Raw genomic sequence first — 15,675 nt, forward strand, 5'->3', positions numbered from 1 at the left:
TTGGGACAGCATCATAATCACGAGCATCACCACCATCATCAAGTAGAAGGTAAAAATTTATTATTTTCTATTATTTTAAATATTGTTATTACGGTAGCACAAGTTGTTGGTGGAATCCTATCTGGAAGTTTAGCCTTATTGTCAGATGCATTACATAATTTTTCTGATGTTCTTTCTTTGGTTTTTAGTTATGTAGCTCATAAATTAGCTAAAAGAGAAGCTTCTGTAAATCAAACATTTGGTTATAAAAGAGCTGAACTTATTGCTGCTTTTGTTAATGCAATGACTTTAATCATTGTGGCTTTGTTTTTGGTTTATGGAGCTGTCGAACGCTTTTTCAATCCAGAACCCATTAAATCTGGTTTAGTAATTTGGCTTTCCATTATAGGAATTGTTGCAAATGGTTTGTCGGTATTATTATTAAAAAATGATGCTGATAAAAATCTGAATATGAAATCGGCCTATTTGCATTTGTTTACAGATATGTTAGCATCAGTAGCCGTTTTAGTTGGTGGATTATTGATGAAATATTTTCAGTGGTTTTGGGTCGATAGCGTTTTAACATTGGCAATTGCAATATATTTACTTGTTGTTGGCTTTGATTTACTTAAAGATTCAACAAAGATGTTAATGCTTTTTACTCCAACTCATATTGATATAAATGAAATTATCGAAGAAGTACACAAAATTCCAGGTACTGATAAATTACACCACATTCACGTTTGGCATCTCAACGATGATGAATTGCATCTTGAAGCGCATCTCGATTGTTCAGAAGACATAAAAATGTCTGAATTTAATGAAATCTTGCATAAAATAGAGCACGTTTTATTTGATAAATTCCAAATCAATCACATTAATATTCAACCCGAATATAATAGGGAAGAAGCTTCTAAGGATTTTATAGTTCAGGATTAGTCAAAAAAAAATCGAGGTGCTTCGCACCATAAATAATTAAAGCTCGGTCTAAAAACTGGGCTTTTTTAATTTTTTATTGACCAAATTAATGTAAATTTAGTCAATCAACTGACCGAATTAATGTAAATTTAGTCAATCAACTGACCGAATTAACGTTTTTTATTTATATTTGCATTATAATTTTTAAATAATTAGAAATGCCTAATCATTATAAAAGAGCCGTTTTAACTGAATTTGCCCGCAAGTTACTGCCTAATAAAGTATTGATTTTGCTTGGTGCAAGGCGAGTGGGAAAAACAGCTTTTATCAAAAATTATCTCGAAACAATTCCTGCAGATTCTTATTTGCATTTGAATGGAGAAGATATAAAAGATGCCAATTTGTTAAAAGAACGTTCGGTAAGTAATTATAGACGGCTTTTGTCAAATGTGTCTTTGTTGGTCATTGACGAAGCGCAGCATATTCCTGATATCGGAATGATTTTGAAATTGATAGTCGATTCTATCGATGATATAAAAGTAATCGCCACAGGATCGTCGGTTTTTGATTTGTCTAATAATTTGGGTGAACCTTTAGTGGGTCGAAAAAATACGATGTATCTTTTTCCACTAGCACAAATAGAGTTTGCAGAGAAAGAAAATTACAAGAAAACCATCGAAAATCTTGAGCAAAGATTGCTTTTTGGAAGTTATCCAGAGCTCGAACAATATGAAGATTGGGCAAGTAAAGAGGAGTATATCAACGAAATTATAAACTCTTATTTGCTAAAAGACATTTTGATTTTTGACGGTATCAAACATTCGAATAAAATTTATGATTTGTTGCGATTAATTGCTTTTCAAATCGGAAAAGAGGTTTCGTTACTCGAACTAGCCACGCAATTGCAGATGTCTAAAAACACGGTAGCTAATTATTTGGATTTACTTTCTAAAGTTTTTGTTTTGTTTAAAGTAGAAGGTTTTAGTCGCAATCTTCGTAAAGAAATAGTAAAATCATCTCGATGGTATTTTTATGACAACGGCATTCGAAATGGTATTATAAACAACTTTAAAACCATTGAAAACCGTAATGATATTGGCGAACTTTGGGAAAATTATCTTGCATCCGAAAGAATAAAAAAACAGCAGTATCAAAAAATAAATACCAAAAATTATTTTTGGCGCACTTACGACCAACAAGAATTGGATTGGTTAGAGGAAAGAGGAGAAACACTCGCCGGATTTGAGTTTAAATGGAGCGAAAACAGAAAAGCAAAGATTCCTACGGCTTTCGCTAAAGGGTATCCTGAAGCCACTTTTGAAGTGATTAACAGGAGTAATTATTTAGATTTTATTCTCTAGTTAAATAAAACCAAATAATAAAAATTTGAATAGATACGATTCCAAAATATTTCCACAAATAGGATATTTTCGAAGTTTTATGTCTGAAAATAAGCATCGCCAAACCCGAACCAATTGTTCCTCCAAAGAAAACAAAACCTAACAAATTACGTTCTGAAATTCTTTGTTCTTGAGCTTTTGCCAAATGTTTGTCATAAGCTGTTAAGGCAAAAGCGATTCCATTCAAAATCAAAAAATAGTAGAATAAAATAGTCATTTAACAGAAATTAAGTTCCAAAGATATTATTTTAGCTGTTCGAAAAAATCAAAAAATGACCAACCTACAATTCATCTCCAAGTCTGTCAACACAGCACCTATAAACATTCAAAACACCGTTCAATTATTGCAGGAAGACTGCACGATTCCGTTTATTTCCCGTTATCGAAAAGATAAAACAGGAAATTTGGATGAAACGATTATTGAACAAATTGCTAAACTTCAAAAAGATTACGAAACGATTATAAAGCGAAAAGAAGCGATTTTAAAATCAATCGAAGAGCAAAATGCACTTTCGCCGGAATTAAAATCAAAAATAGATCAATCGTTCGATTTACAGGAATTGGAGGATTTTTATTTGCCGTTCAAAAAGAAGAAAAAAACCAAAGCCGATGTCGCCCGTGAAAACGGATTGGAACCCTTGGCGAAAATCATTATGGCACAAAATAATGAGGATGTTGATTTTCTTTCGACTAAATATATCAATGAAAATGTCATCAATGAAGATGCAGCTTTACAAGGCGCAAGAGATATTATTGCCGAATGGATTAATGAAAATATCTATGTTCGTAAACAGTTGCGAAGACTTTTTCAGCGCAAAGCAACTATCACTACCAAGGTGGTAAAAACCAAGAAAGACGAACCCGAAGCTCAAAAATTCAATCAATATTTTGATTGGTCAGAACCTTTGACCAAAGCACCATCGCACAGATTATTAGCAATGCTTCGTGCCGAAAACGAAGGTTTTATTAAGTTTAAAGTGGAGGTTGATATTGACGAAGCTTATGATATCATTGACGAATTGGTTTTGAAAGGACAAAGTCCAAGTACGCCACACGTTCAATTAGCAATTGAAGATAGTTACAAAAGATTATTGAATCCTGCCATTTCAAACGAAATTTTACAGGAAGCCAAAGCCAAGGCGGATGCCAATTCGATTCAGGTTTTTGCCAATAATTTGGGGCAATTGTTGCTGGCACCACCTTTGGGCGAAAAACGAATTTTGGCTATTGATCCCGGTTTTCGTTCAGGTTGTAAAGTGGTTTGTCTGGACGAAAAAGGCGATTTGCTGTACAACGAAACCATTTATCCGCACGCGCCGCAAAATGAAACTGCAATGGCTATGAAAAAGATAAAATCGATGGTAAATGCCTATAATATTGATGCCATTTCCATCGGAAACGGAACTGCTTCCAGAGAAACGGAGTTTTTTATCAAGAAAATAGCTTTTGATAAACCCGTTCAGGTTTTTATTGTTTCAGAAGCAGGAGCATCTGTTTATTCCGCTTCGAAAATTGCGAGGGAGGAATTTCCAAATTATGATGTAACGGTTCGTGGTTCGGTTTCTATCGGAAGACGATTGTCGGATCCGTTGGCCGAATTGGTAAAAATCGACCCAAAAGCCATTGGAGTAGGGCAATACCAACATGATGTAGATCAAACCAAATTGAAAGAAGAATTAGATTCGACAGTAATCCGTTGCGTGAATTCGGTTGGAATAAACATCAACACAGCGAGCAAACATTTGTTGAGTTACGTGAGCGGAATAGGAGAGAAGCTGGCCGAAAACATCGTACAATACCGTTCGGAAAACGGCCCTTTCGAAGACCGAAAACAATTGAAAAAAGTGCCTCGTTTGGGCGAAAAAGCGTATCAACAAGGTGTTGCTTTTATTCGAATTTCGAATGCTAAAAACCCGTTGGATAATTCGGCCGTGCATCCTGAGGCTTATCCGATTGTGGAGAAAATGGCCAAAGATTTAAAACTTTCGGTAAATGATTTGATTGCCAATAAAGAGAAAACAGCTTTGATTAAAGTCGAAAATTATATTACACCAGAAATAGGATTGTTGACTTTAAAAGATATCATCAAAGAGCTCGAAAAACCAGGATTAGACCCTAGAAAATCAGCCAAAGTTTTTGAATTTGACCCCAATGTAAAATCAATAAAAGACTTGAAAACCGGAATGATTTTACCAGGAATTGTCAACAACATCACCAATTTTGGTTGTTTTGTCGATTTGGGAATCAAGGAAAGTGGTTTGGTTCACATCTCTCAACTCAAAGCTGGCTTCGTGAGCGATGTGAATGAAGTGGTAAAGTTACACCAACACGTTGAGGTAAAAGTAACAGAGGTTGATGAAGATAGAAAGAGAATTCAGTTGACGATGGTAATTTAGTTTATTAAATTAATCCAATAATGATGTAATTTAATTTTTTCTAAAGTAAGTCTTGAGTGATTAGAGGTATATTTACTTATTTTTATTTGAGAAAATGAATCATCTTTAACAAACTTATCGGCATTTTGCCAAGCTAAAGATGATTCATTTGGATTTTTATTTTCTTCCTCAATCCAAGAGTTAATTTGTTGGAACCAATGATTCTGGTTTTCACTTTGAATGTAACCAATAATTACTGCTTGATTAGATTTAATATCTTGTCCGTGAACTTCTTTTCTAAATCGTTCAACTGCTCCTAAATTTCCAAATAAGTATTCTTTTTTTCTGGAATTCCCTGGTGTTGGCAGTCTTTTGGCTTCAATAACTAATATTTTGCCTGTATTGTGGGTCTCTTTTCCTAAAATTACACCAATGTCATAACTTCGATGCTTTTCGCCAGAGGATTGGTTTTCAAATATAAAATGATAGAAATCTGATTTAAGAATTTCATTGTATTTAAAATTTCTTTCTTGGCTATTCAAAAATCTATGGAATTGTTCGGTTATTTTATTTTCTCCTTGGATAGTATTTGGTAAATTTTGAAAATCAAAACTTTTTGAAATATATGATGGAAATAAGGAGATTTTTTCTTCAATAAAATTAAAAAATTCTAATTGATAGGATTTTCTAATAATATCAAACTCTTTTGGTTTTTTATATGTGTTTTGCGCTTTCCTCATATTAAAAACCTGCTTCAATCATTTCGTCAAAAACATCATCAACATCACGTAAAGCAATTGATTTTAACCAGTATCTTAGGTTTTTTGGTTTTATAAGCGTGATTGTATTCTCTCCATATATTTTCAACACTCTATTTACTACTGCATTTCTAGAAATATTATTTCTAATAATTTCATCTATCTCAAATTCTGCATTTTTAATAATTTGTTTTTCATAACTTTCGTTACTATAATAAAATTCTAAGGCATAAAAATCATTGCCAATAAAGAGTTTTCTTAATCGTTGTTCTTTATCTTCTTTTTTATAAATTGAATTGAATGATTGGTTGAAAATGTCTTCAAATTCGTTTAATTCAATAATTGTAGCAATTTCATTTACTTTTGGTTTCTTTTCATACCATGATGGATAGATGTTATCTAAAACATCATTCATTACAATTTTTTCAGCAAATGAAATCTGAATTTCATCTGAATTTAAAGGGATTGTCCAATTGTCAATTTCTTTTTTTGTAATTACAGAGGATTTACCAAGAAAAAATTTTGAGCAAGTTGATACTGTTTTTAAGGCATTTATTTTTTCGTTTACTTTTATTTTGTTTTCAAATGAAATAATGTCTTTTTTATTTAATTCAGCAAATGAAATACCAACAATTTGCGAGTCATAAGCAACATCACAATTATGAGTTAGGTAAAATAATTTACCATTAAGGATATTTTCCCTTATAGTCATTAAAGGTCCTAAAAATGCTTTTTCATTAGGAACATAATAAAAATCGAAATTTTCAGGAAATTTAATTAATTTATTTTCTTTAAAATTCGAAACGAACAATACGTCTTTATTTGAAGCATAGTCACAAAAGAAATTTTTACCATCAATCTTTCCTTGAGGAGTACCTTTCATAAAACCTTCACTATAAGCTCTTTCATCAATCCCTAAATGGTTTAAAACATAATCTTTTAAATTCGTTTGAAAACTGTTTGTAACATTCAATTTTTTTATCAAATGATTCAGCCTATTTCCTCCTAAAAGGTTAGACCTCCAGATGGTATCATCTTCTAAAATTTGATTTTTTGAAAGTTCATGAAAATCATAATAATCAAATTCAAATGATAAACCCTCGATAGTATTTTTTAATAATCTAGAAACAATATGCAACGTATTGTAATCTTCTACTTTTTCTTTTTTATAAAAAATTGCACAGGATTCAACAGCTGTAGAGGCCGTTTTTTTAAGTTTCCCATTTTCATAAATTGGTTTTCCTAAATCATCTACTGTGGTTTTACTTTTAGATTTGTATAAATAATTCTTTAATAATGTAAAATCAATTATTTGATGCACATAAAATTGATTAAAAAGACTATTTCTAAATTCTTTAACACCTTTCCCTTTATTAAAAAGTAATGAAGTTGATTTTTGAATAAAACACAAATCTGCTTTTGGTTTTAGAAGAACGCTACTGGCTTCTAAAAACATCAATGCTAACTGATTATCAGGAATTTTAACAGAAAATTCAAAATTTATTTCTTGTTTTAATTTTTTTGTTATAGTAGAATATTCGGGTTTTTCTTTATTTTCTGTAAGAGGAAAAAACGGAGGATTTCCTATAATTAAATCAAAACTTTCATGAAAATTATGGTATTTTTCTTTGCTAAGAAAATCAAAAAAATCTTCTTGAAAAATATTTTCATTTTCTAAATTTTCAAAAACTTTTTCATCATTCCAAGTCCATAATTCATCATTTGGAACTAATTGACATAACGCTAATTGCAAACTAAATTTTGTTAACTTTACAGCAGTAGGGTGTAAATCAACCCCAAAAATATTTTTAGTTAAAATATCTTTTACTTCTTTTAAAGTTGGATTTGGTAAATAAGTAGGTCTTCCTGCTTCAACCCATTTTCTTACTCTTAAACGCTGCACCAAACGTTTAAAAGCAGTAGTTATAAATATACCACTGCCGCAACTTACATCTGCTAATTTTACATTGGTTTTTAAATCTTCTTCATTTGCAGATATTGGCAAACACTCATCTATTAATAAATTAACTAAATGGCTTGGTGTGTAAACGGTACCTTTGTTCTTATCTTCTTCTTTTTGAATAAACTCTTCATAAAAATTACTAATAAGTTCAATTGGCATATATTTAAAAGAATATTCTTGCCACAACGATATTTGATTTCCTTTATCTAAAGTTCCATCTAAATGTTCGGCAAGAGTTTCAAGACTATTTTCTTTTAGGTAATTTTCTCTCTTTTCTTTCTCAATTAAATCAATATTTCCGTTTTTATCTCTAGGAGAAATTTCAAAAACACCACCATTAAAATGACCCTCTAAAGCAGTAAATAAATCAATTATTTTTTTATTAGATAGAATTTCATTTAATGTGTTATAGCCAATTTTGTTTTTTTTGTAAAATTTTTGAGCGTATTCTAAACCATTTTCCTCTAAATATTTTATAAGAATACACTTAAACAATAAATCTTCGGCAAAGTCTTTTTTTAAGCTTTTATTTGTAAAATCCTTAATAAATCCAAATTTGATTTTATTTAAAATTTCCACTAGTTTTTCATAAGCAGAAGTATTTTTCAGAAAATGTTTAGAATTATCTCTATTTTCCCAAAAAAGACCTGAATTTAATTTTTTTGCATTAAAAAAACCTTTTAAAATTTTTAGTTTTTCTTCTACGTTAAATGGAGTTTCTTTAATTAAGCAATTCAGATTAGAAATTTGATTATCAATTAGTTTAACAGATTCTTTTGTGTCAAATAATTGGATTGAAACTGTATCAACAACAACTATTAATGCTACTTGATTACTACTATAAACATTTCTATGAATCTCGGCAATTTTGTTTTTATCATAAATTCCATTTGAATTATCATAAAAATAAACTTGAGGAACACAAAAACGATTGTCATCATAATATTTGAAGTAAACAGCATCAGCTTCAAGGTTTTCGGCAAATTCAAGCGCAATATAATGTTTTGGATGAAGGTTTGAAGAAGGATTTTTAGTAAAAACAATTTCAGGAAAATCATTTTTAATAGAAGGATCAGAACTAAAAAAATCTAATTTTTTTAGTACATCAACTAAAAATTCATTTTCTCGAACTTTTTCCATACTACAAAAATAATTTTTTGGATTGAGAAAATCTATTTTTAAGGACTTTATTTCCCAACTCAAAGCAGGATTTGTGAGTGATGTAAATGTAGTTGTGAAATTACACCAACACGTTGAAGTAAAAGTAACGGAGGTGGCTGAAGATAGAAAGAGAATTCAGTTGACGATGGTTTTGTAAAATAAAAAAGCCAGTTTCAAGATTTTGAGACTGGCTATACTTTTAGAATTACTATTTTATAACTGAATTACACCACCAAGATTGAAGCTGTAACCAGCATTGACTACACGAAAATCTGTTGCTTTATTTATATTAGTCAAACCATTGAAGAATTGTGCATCAATTAAAATTCCGAATTTTTCTGTAATCCCAATTTTATAACCAATACCATATGTAAATCCTAACTGAAAAGATTCAATAGCTGATGAAGGAATTTTTTCAGATGTACCATTATATTTTGCAGTTGCTTTTGTTAAAAAAGAAGGACTTAAGCCAAAATTCAAATTCCATTTTCGTGTGCTACCAAAATGCCAATTGGCATTGATTGGAATGCTTAAATAGTTTAAAATATCCTCGTATTTATCCTCAGCATCAGTATTTGTTCCTCCCATTTTATCAAATATCAAACCCGAACGTAAACTCCACCTATTGTTAAAATAATAATCAGCAGTTACTCCAAATTGTACACCTGAATTGTATTTAGAGGAATCATATTCACTATTTTCATAAAAACTTGAGCTTCCAATTTTTGGAGTAATTTCCATAGTTCCTTTGTTTCTAGTTTGAGCATTTGTGTATCCCATTGATACTAAAGCTAGTACTAATAATAATTTTTTCATTTCTTAAATTATAAAAATAATACTACAAAAATAAAAATTTTAGTTGAAAAAGAAAAGAAAAAAATCGATAATTTAAGCTTGTTAAATCTATTTTGAAGATAGAGTAAAATGAATCCAGCTGACGATGATATTATAAAAATATTGATTTCCGTCAGTTACCTAAAAAACAACAAATTTAGATTGTTATTTCTTGCTCTTCCAAATAAATCCATCCAAGAGGTAATGTGTAAATTGTGGTACCGTTAATAGCGGAACTACTAAAAAATACCAATTAGAAAAATCATTGGAAGAACCTGAAAATTGTTCTTTCCAAACTAAAATCTCCCAAAGATATTCTTCAGAAAAAGCAATAAAAATCAGAATTGCAATGAAGAGTAACAGCCCTTTGAAATGTTTAAAATAATGCAACCAATTTAAATCTGCAGTTGGTTTTGTATCAATTTCTTTCAGATAGATTAAGGCGATATAAGGGATTCCGTGGGAAACAACATTGAGTAAAGTAAAAATTAAATCGTTGTTGAAATAAACAATTCCAAAAAACCAAGACATAAAAGTTCCTATGATTATAGCATTTTTTGGAATATTGAAATAGTTGGTCTTTATGAATAAGTAGATTGTTCTAATCACATAAAAAAGAAGTATAAAACCATAAATCCAGCTCAAAACAGTAATCAGAAAAGGATTTTCGAAATGCAAAAACTCATTTTCTACAAACCAATTGAATTTTCTGGGAGCGGATAAAAACCAATACAACATTGGATAAATTGTGGCGGTATAAATAATCAAGTTATCAATCCAAGTCCATTTTTTGGATTCATTTCGAGCATATAAACGCATAAAACCATATTGCTGTCTAATGAAGTGAAAAACGGCGATATAAGCCAAAACAGACCAAAAAACACCACTTCCAAAAGAGAACAAAAAAATTCCGATTAGAAAACACAAAATTGGCAGTCCAATCAGTAATTTTTTTCTTTTTTGAAATTCGGTTGCTACAAAATAGGTTTTGAATAAAGTGGCATAAACGTGAGCCACGTCAACAAAAACAATCAGAAAAAGCCAAGTATAAAACGAATAGTTGTCTTCTATTTGATGCAATTGTTTTTCAAATAAAAATACAATCGCAACTACTAAAAAGGAAGGAGATAGAATAAACAGACTGTCTGTTTTTGCTTTATTAATCCAGGGTTGTTGCATCGAGCATTGTGTTTACTGCGTTAATTCCTTGGTGAAAGGCTTCTTCAAAAATCGAAATTCCCGATAAATCGCTGTGGGCAAAATAGATTGTATCATCAATGGATTTCGAAGCTTCTTTTTTGGCTTGACCATAAATAAAATCAGGAACAGGGCTAATCATTCCGTGTCCTAAAAGATGAATTTCGATACTTTCGGTAAGTAATTTAATGTTGGGATGCGCTATTTTTAAATCATCAAAAACCATTTGTTTCCAGTATTCTTTCGGCTTTTTATATATTTCCCTCCGGGTCTTTTTTAAATCGGCTGAAGAAAAACTGTAATAATATGTAATTACTTTTTTGTCTTGTATTTGTTGTAAAGATTGTTGCTGGTCATATACGTATCCTAAACCTTTTGAACCGTAAATTACATTGTCCCAACAGAGCGGAAAACTGCCATTATCTGTTAAATCTGAAACTACTAATGTTGCCAACAACCAGGGTGTATAGTGAAAATTAGATGCTAAATTTTTCCTATTTTCTAATAAATATTGATTGACAAACTGAGGAGTCGCAAGCAAAATTTTATCGGCTTTTATTGCAATGGTGGTTTTTGTTGTATTATCAAAAACTTTTGCCACAGTTTTATTATTGCTGTTTTCAATTTGAAAAACCAAATGATTTTTCAGCGATTTTCCTTTTACATATTTCTGCAAATGATGTGCTAATCTCGAGTTTCCTTCAGGCCAAGTGAGTACGGTATCTTGTTTATCTGCGGAAGCATTTTGTTTTCTTCCGGCAAAATAATGAATACCAGCATAAGCCGAAACATAATGAATTCCCAAACCAAAATCATCTTTACAGCAATAATCGATGTAATTAAAAAGGGGTTTTGAGGTAAATTGATTCTCCTCAAACCATCGTTTCATCGTGATGGAATCCAATTTTTTTACGTCTTCATTTTCAGAAGATTCTGCAAGAGGAATCATAAACCAATATTTTCCTTGTTCGTCTTTTTTGGTTCTAAAATCATCCATTAATTTAAAGAAACGGACTAATTCTTGATCTTCTTCAGTTGTATTTCCTGCCTTTGGAACCACACCTTCCTGCCAATTATTTTTATAAAATAAACGTTCATCAGGAGCAATGGTGAGCTGGGTTTCATCAAATTTTGGAAAACCTTTGGAGTCGTAACCGAGTATAATTTTCTCTTCTTCTAAAAATTCTAACAAGGCTTTATCTTCCAAATTGGGTAAAGGCAAATAATGAGCACCCAATGGATATTTGGAATATTTATTTTCTCCATTGGAAGAGTTTCCTCCCAAATGATCTTCTAATTCAACCATTAAAAAGTCTGTGATTCTTCTTTTGGTCAATTGTCTTGCTGCGCTTAAACCCGAAATTCCGCCTCCAACAATTAAGTAGGAAACTGAAATTTCCTGTGTTGGTTTTGGAAAATCTTGAACCCGAAGCTGATGGCCTAAAATATGATTGGTTCCAGATAATCGAATCAAAAGTGTAACTACTTTTTCTTTGCAGGCATCCAAAAAAGGAATAACCAACAGAGAAGTCGCAATTATTTTGAAGAAGTTTCTTCGTGAATTATTGTAATTTTCCCCATTCTTCATCGAAATAGCGTACTAAAATTTGGTTATCTAATCGATTGATTTCTATATTTTTTGAAATCATATCCTGAGAAAAATAATTGAATGTATCAAACTGATAATTGTAAAAACGCAGGGTATTTACTTTTCGATTTACAGTATTAAAAGTAGTTCCAAAACCATTTATGGCAATCGTATAACCCCATTCGCCAAACGAAGGAACATAGGCGTGATAGGCATCTACCTGCGGGAAAACCTGCATCACCGTTTTATTAATACACCAGAATGATTTGGGAGCAAAATAGGGAGAAGTAGTCTGAATTACTGCAACCGCATCCGGCTTTAAAAGTTTTTGAACCGTGGCATAAAAATTAAGCGAATACAATTTTCCTAAGCTGTAATTGGACGGATCTGGAAAGTCAATAATCACTACATCAAATTTTTCTTGACAGTTTTTTGCCCAAATGTAAGCGTCTTTGTTGTAAACGGTAACTTTAGGATTATTGAGCGAATTTTTATTAAAACCTGTCAATATAGTATTGATTTTGAACATTTTGGTCATACCTTCATCAAGATCGACAAGAGTTATTTTTTTAACGTCTTTGTATTTCAATATTTCTCTAACAGCAAGCCCATCGCCACCGCCTAAAACCAAAACGTTCGACACACTTTTTGCCATTGATAGTGCAGGATGTACTAAAGCCTCGTGATAACGGTATTCATCGGCAGAACTAAATTGTAAATTGTTGTTGAGGTACAATCGATAATCGCTCTTGTTATGCGTTAAAACGATTCTTTGATAAGGCGTTGTATTGGTGTAAATAATGTTTTCACCGTACAATTTTCCTTCGGAATAGGATAAAATTTTATCTGAAAATATAAAAACGGCGAGCAAAATCATGAACGACAAAATGGCTTTCGTTTTTAAAAAATGTACTTTTTTTAATTCTTTTTTAAGCAGATAACATAAGGCAATAGCGATAGAAACATTAATCATTCCGAAGAATAGTGAAGTTCCCATAATGCCCAGTTTTGGCACTAAAATAAGTGGAAATAGGATAGAGGCCAATAAGGCTCCAATGTAATCAAAGGTAAAAACATTCGAAACCAAATCCCTAAATTCGACTTTGTCTTTCAGGATATTCATCAAAAGCGGAATTTCTAATCCGACCAAACAACCCGTTATAAAAACAAGGAAGTAAAGTATGAACTGAAAGGAATAAATACTTTCGAAAAGCAAAAATAAAATTACCGAGCTTAATCCGCCAATTAAACCTACCAGAATTTCTATTTCGACAAAACTATTGAGCAGATTCTTGGTCAAAAATTTAGAAAAATAGGAGCCAATACCCATCGAAAAAAGATAGACTCCAATGATAAAAGAGAATTGTTTTACCGAATCGCCCAATAAATAGCTAGCCAAAGTTCCCGCGACCAATTCGTAAACTAATCCGCAGGTGGCAATGGTAAATACAGCAAAAAGCAGTAAGTATTCAAATTTTAAAAACTTTTTACCCATGAATGGCTGCACTAATAATCATTGAAATTCCAATGATAAAGGCGGCAAAAACAATTGCCAAAGCCACATTATTATTTTTTGAAATCTGGTTCCAAGTGTTTTCTGGAGTCAATTTTTCGATGATAAAATAAGCTATCAATAAAATGATAATTCCAATAAGCGAAAAAACAATTGATGCTAAAACGGGTTTCATAGTTAAAATATCCATGGTATTTTTGGTTTTGATTATTTGTGATAAAAGTGATTAATGCTGCTCCTGTTAGTAGAATTAGGTTTATAATTTTCGGTCGATTCGCAATCGCAGATTTGGTTTCCTGCTGTGTTGTAATACACAAAAAGACCATAGAAAAACAATCCTATTAATACGATAAGGTAATTGTTTTTAATAAAAGGTATTATTTTTTCCATACAATTAGTTTTTATTCATTCCATCTTTTTTGTTCAAAATTTTTCTCGAGATAATACATTCCAATGACAAATACGGTCATAAATATATAGACCATCCAAACATTTCTTGAAGAAGGACTTGACCAATTGGCTTGAATTTGAATTTTCTGATTTTGAAAGTCTTCAGTAGCTTTCATTGGGGTAATTGTCAAATGATATTTACCAGCGGCAACGCCACAAATATTAAATTCTTCGGTTGTATTTCCTTCCGTCCAGTTTTCGCCATCGGTGTATCCGTGATAGTATTCGATGTCTTTGTTGGCATAAATTTCTTCGCCGGTTGTTTCGTTGATTAAAGCAATTTGCACATTGGCCCAAGAATTGTCAACCTCCGAATGCACTCTTATAGACAATGGCGCAGCACTTCCTTTCAACTCAAATGAGGGTGTTACATAATCTTTGGTGGTATATTGTTCAAAAGGAAATTCAGTATTCAAAACATTTTGTTCTACCCGGTCTTTATTGAGATACCAATTGGTAAGAAGAATTAATAGGGCAACTACACAGAAAGTTATGGCTAAATTTCGAATATTGAAAATAAAGGGTTGTACTTGTCCAATACCTTTTTTGGAAGGTAAATTTGAAGTTCCAAAAGCTTTTTTTATATCACTTTTTGAAATATGTTTTCCTAAAAAAGCGGTTTGTTGGCGCCCCATTTTTTCAAAAGAAAGCATCAAAGGTGGGTTGATAAACTCGATTAATTCAAATTTGTCAAAAACATCAAAATCAAAAAAGCCTTGAGCGGCAACTAAAGATGGATAGTAATAATCAAATCGGTCATATATGATTTCTTCATATTCTACAGTCAATGGATGATTACCAACTTTTTGATCAAATGGAATTTCGGTTAAAATAATCCAATGCCCAGCGGCTTCGGATAAATAGATATAATCGTTCTGTTTTGCTTCTAAAATATATTCTGTCCATTCAAAGCCTTGATTTTCTTTGATAAGAATACCAGTAACTTTATATTCTTTACCATCAAAAGTTGCCGTTTTTCCTAATTCAAATTTTTCGTCAAAGGAGTAGGCTTCTCTTTTTTTATAGAATTTAAGCCCAACTTCAGTGTTTCTATAAACAGAAGTACAATTAGGACAAGCAAAAGTGCTTACTTCAAAATGAACTTCTAGCGTGGTGGATGTGTTGCAATTATAACAAGGAACAGTCATATACTATCGGTTAATTTCGAAATCTTTTAAAATTTTTGCTTCAAAATAAGCTATATAATCGTTGGTAATCGCTTTTACTTTAGCAGTATTGTCTTGGAGATAATTGCACAAGTAAACATCCAAAGTTAATTGTTGGAATTCAGGCCAAGTATGAATACAAATGTGGGATTCTTTTAAACAAATAGCAATGGTAAAACTATTGTTATCAAAATTATGCTGACTAATGCCTACTTTTTCTAAATCGAATTTTAAAATTAATTTTTCTGAAAATGCGATAAATTTTTCACTAGATAGGAGTTTTTCTGTTTTTTGAACCTCAAGCGTAACCAATTTGTGTAAACCTGGGGAATAAGGATTTTGAATCATTCAGCAATTACATTTTTTTACTAAA

The 15,675-nt window shown here is 31.3% G+C and carries 14 protein-coding genes and 1 pseudogene; 4 read left to right on the forward strand and 11 right to left on the reverse strand.

Translation table 11 applies throughout. The features are described from left to right. On the forward strand, nucleotides 1-918 hold the full coding sequence (locus C3L50_RS08765) for a cation diffusion facilitator family transporter (RefSeq protein ID WP_103805944.1): 918 nt from the start codon (nucleotides 1-3) through the stop codon (nucleotides 916-918). Nucleotides 919-1,115: 197 nt separating this feature from the next. Further along, nucleotides 1,116-2,258 (forward strand): ATP-binding protein, encoded by a 1,143-nt coding sequence (locus tag C3L50_RS08770; protein WP_103805801.1) that lies wholly within the window; start codon nucleotides 1,116-1,118, stop codon nucleotides 2,256-2,258. Here the strand turns inward: C3L50_RS08770 and C3L50_RS08775 are convergent. Continuing rightward, complete coding sequence (locus C3L50_RS08775; RefSeq protein WP_103805802.1) at nucleotides 2,248-2,514, reverse strand: DUF1294 domain-containing protein; 267 nt, start codon at nucleotides 2,512-2,514, stop codon at nucleotides 2,248-2,250. The genes C3L50_RS08770 and C3L50_RS08775 overlap by 11 nt on opposite strands. Before the next feature lie 55 nt (nucleotides 2,515-2,569). On the opposite strand from C3L50_RS08775, the gene C3L50_RS08780 reads away from it, so the two are divergent. Further along, on the forward strand, nucleotides 2,570-4,693 hold the full coding sequence (locus C3L50_RS08780; protein ID WP_103805803.1) for a Tex family protein: 2,124 nt from the start codon (nucleotides 2,570-2,572) through the stop codon (nucleotides 4,691-4,693). On the opposite strand, the gene C3L50_RS08785 is transcribed toward C3L50_RS08780, so the two are convergent. Both C3L50_RS08785 and C3L50_RS08790 read right to left on the reverse strand, forming a co-directional pair. Beyond that, a complete protein-coding gene (locus C3L50_RS08785) occupies nucleotides 4,690-5,412 on the reverse strand; it encodes a hypothetical protein (RefSeq protein WP_103805804.1) in 723 nt (240 codons plus the stop codon). The two genes, C3L50_RS08780 and C3L50_RS08785, sit on opposite strands and share 4 nt — an antisense overlap. 1 nt (nucleotide 5,413) lies before the next feature. After that, nucleotides 5,414-8,533, reverse strand: coding sequence for an Eco57I restriction-modification methylase domain-containing protein (locus C3L50_RS08790; protein WP_103805805.1), 3,120 nt, complete (start codon nucleotides 8,531-8,533; stop codon nucleotides 5,414-5,416). Nucleotides 8,534-8,582: 49 nt separating this feature from the next. Here C3L50_RS08790 and C3L50_RS08795 point away from each other — a divergent pair. After that, nucleotides 8,583-8,711: pseudogene (locus C3L50_RS08795) on the forward strand (S1 RNA-binding domain-containing protein); the annotation flags it as partial. Between the two features lie 56 nt (nucleotides 8,712-8,767). On the opposite strand, the gene C3L50_RS08800 reads toward C3L50_RS08795, so the two are convergent. The 8 genes from C3L50_RS08800 to C3L50_RS08835 form a co-directional block, all read right to left on the reverse strand. Then, on the reverse strand, nucleotides 8,768-9,370 hold the full coding sequence (locus C3L50_RS08800; protein ID WP_103805807.1) for a porin family protein: 603 nt from the start codon (nucleotides 9,368-9,370) through the stop codon (nucleotides 8,768-8,770). A gap of 183 nt (nucleotides 9,371-9,553) precedes the next feature. Then, entirely contained in the window at nucleotides 9,554-10,567 is a 1,014-nt protein-coding gene (locus C3L50_RS08805) for a hypothetical protein (RefSeq protein ID WP_103805808.1), read from the reverse strand. Then, nucleotides 10,548-12,173, reverse strand: coding sequence for a flavin monoamine oxidase family protein (locus C3L50_RS08810; protein ID WP_103805809.1), 1,626 nt, complete (start codon nucleotides 12,171-12,173; stop codon nucleotides 10,548-10,550). The genes C3L50_RS08805 and C3L50_RS08810 overlap by 20 nt, the downstream gene beginning before the upstream one ends. After that, a complete protein-coding gene (locus tag C3L50_RS08815) occupies nucleotides 12,148-13,668 on the reverse strand; it encodes a polyamine aminopropyltransferase (RefSeq protein ID WP_103805810.1) in 1,521 nt (506 codons plus the stop codon). Before C3L50_RS08815 ends, C3L50_RS08810 begins: the two co-directional genes overlap by 26 nt. Then, nucleotides 13,661-13,876, reverse strand: a complete 216-nt coding sequence (locus tag C3L50_RS08820) for a DUF350 domain-containing protein (protein WP_103805811.1) — start codon at nucleotides 13,874-13,876, stop codon at nucleotides 13,661-13,663. Before C3L50_RS08820 ends, C3L50_RS08815 begins: the two co-directional genes overlap by 8 nt. Before the next feature lie 17 nt (nucleotides 13,877-13,893). Next, complete coding sequence (locus C3L50_RS08825) at nucleotides 13,894-14,076, reverse strand: hypothetical protein (protein ID WP_103805812.1); 183 nt, start codon at nucleotides 14,074-14,076, stop codon at nucleotides 13,894-13,896. Nucleotides 14,077-14,087: 11 nt separating this feature from the next. After that, nucleotides 14,088-15,284, reverse strand: coding sequence for a DUF4178 domain-containing protein (locus tag C3L50_RS08830; protein WP_103805813.1), 1,197 nt, complete (start codon nucleotides 15,282-15,284; stop codon nucleotides 14,088-14,090). Between the two features lie 3 nt (nucleotides 15,285-15,287). Beyond that, a complete protein-coding gene (locus C3L50_RS08835; RefSeq protein ID WP_103805814.1) occupies nucleotides 15,288-15,650 on the reverse strand; it encodes an S-adenosylmethionine decarboxylase family protein in 363 nt (120 codons plus the stop codon). Between the last annotated feature and the right edge of the window lie 25 nt (nucleotides 15,651-15,675).

Source organism: Flavobacterium alvei (assembly GCF_002920895.1).
GTDB classification, from domain to species: Bacteria; Bacteroidota; Bacteroidia; order Flavobacteriales; family Flavobacteriaceae; genus Flavobacterium; species Flavobacterium alvei.